Consider the following 1,533-nt stretch of genomic DNA (forward strand, 5'->3'; position numbering starts at 1 on the left):
GTCCAGCCCTGCTTCGGCAGCACCCGGACCGTGTACGTCAGCCCGTGTTCGTCGAAGTCCGCCGGTTCGCTGCTGGTGATCACCGTCTGCCGGTGGAACTTCTCCCGCCGGTACCCGATCCGCAGGCACCGCTCCTCGACGCTCCGGTAGGTCCGCCCCACCGGTTCCCGTTCCCGTTCCCGCCCCTGCTCGACCGAGTGCAGCGGCGAGAAGTCGCTGGCCGCGTCCAGCCGTACGGTGAACTCCACCGGCTTTCGGTCGTGGTTGAGCACGGTCAGCCGCTCCTCGAACCCGCCGCCGGCGATGGCCCGCTCGCGGATGACCGAGGCCTTGGCGTCCACGTAGTGCGTCGGCTCCCCGGGCACCAGGAAGAAGCGGAGGGTGAAGTAGTTCCGCTCGGCGATGGAGAGCGGGTGCAGCCGTTCACCGTCGAGGCTCAGCCGCCACAGCGACAGGAACCGGGAGTCGAAGTCGAAGAAGCCGCTCGGATTGCTGATGGCCGCCTCGATGTCGCCGTTGTCGTCGCTGAGCACGAAGACGTTGCCGTCGACGATCCGGACCAAGTTTCTCATCCCGGCTCCCGGCGGTCACGGACCGCCGCGCGCGGATGGCGCGCGTCCGGCGGCTGGGCGAAGAGCCGCTCCAGCAGGATGACGAAGCGGAACTGGCCTTCGGTGGTGATGTCGTTGCGCAGCCACGCCGACAGCGCCTTGGCCTCACCGCGCACCATCCGGCAGAAAAAGGCCTCGTCGGTGCGGATCACCGCGTCGGCGTCCCGCGCCTCGCGGCACACCGAGACCGCTCCGTCGGCGATGGTCAGGTGCCAGTGGTCGACCCCGCCGTCCCGGTCCAGGTCGAAGCGGACGGTGCCGGTGGTCTTGCGGAGCAGGCGTTCGTGGCCGTGGCGGCCGAGCCGGTCGAAGAACACCTCGATGGGATCCGACATCGCACCGCCCCCTGCACACGCCCGGCCACCGGGCAACTTCCGGAGCGCGGGCGCTGCGGCCCGGCAACGGACCGGACGGGTCGGCACGCCTGGGGCCCGGCCCTCCGGACGCGATCTGAGCTTACCGTCGGCCGTGGTGCCCGTCCGGCCGATCGGCGAGCCGGGTGGGGTCCGGGGCGGGCGTTCGGGCCGCGCCGGGCAGGATGTCGGGATGCGCCTGGTGTCCCTGCTGCCGTCCGCGACGGAGATCGTCTACGCCCTCGGTCTCGGGGACGACCTGGTCGGGGTGACCTTCGAATGTGAGGTGCCGCCCGCCGACCGGGCCGCCCGGACGATCGTGGTGGGCGGCCGGGACACCCGCGGGATGAGTCCCGGCGAGATCGACGCGTACGTCCGGACGCAGCTCGCGGCCGGCGAGGACCTCTACACCCGGCACGCGGACGCGCGGGCCGGCCTCGACCCGGAGCTGATCCTGACCCAGGACCTCTGCCGGGTCTGCGCCCTCCCCTCCGACCGCGTGTCGGACGCGGTGGAGTACCTGGGCTGCCGCGCCGACGTGCTGTCGCTGGACCCGTACACGCTGGAGG

At 71.8% G+C, this 1,533-nt stretch carries 3 protein-coding genes; 1 reads left to right on the forward strand and 2 read right to left on the reverse strand.

Annotated elements, in window-relative coordinates; translation table 11 throughout:
* Together DKL51_RS06540 and DKL51_RS06545 are read right to left on the reverse strand one after the other, a co-directional pair.
* The coding region (locus DKL51_RS06540; protein WP_311768026.1) for a glycogen debranching N-terminal domain-containing protein at positions 1 to 572 on the reverse strand (572 nt) is incomplete at its 3' end.
* Positions 569 to 946: an SCP2 sterol-binding domain-containing protein gene (locus DKL51_RS06545; RefSeq protein WP_109947922.1), complete on the reverse strand. Its 378-nt coding sequence runs from the start codon at positions 944 to 946 to the stop codon at positions 569 to 571. The genes DKL51_RS06540 and DKL51_RS06545, both read right to left, overlap by 4 nt.
* 211 nt (positions 947 to 1,157) lie before the next feature.
* On the opposite strand from DKL51_RS06545, the gene DKL51_RS06550 reads away from it, so the two are divergent.
* A partial coding sequence (locus DKL51_RS06550; RefSeq protein ID WP_498070883.1) for a TroA family protein occupies positions 1,158 to 1,533 on the forward strand: 376 nt, incomplete at its 3' end.

This window comes from Micromonospora globispora (genome assembly GCF_003857015.1).
Classification (GTDB): domain Bacteria; phylum Actinomycetota; class Actinomycetes; order Mycobacteriales; family Micromonosporaceae; genus Micromonospora; species Micromonospora globispora.

Excerpts from the sequence above, each read along its gene's own strand:
- DKL51_RS06545 (WP_109947922.1), bottom strand. The coding sequence starts at position 946 with ATGTCGGATCCCATCGAGGTGTTCTTCGACCGGCTCGGCCGCCACGGC.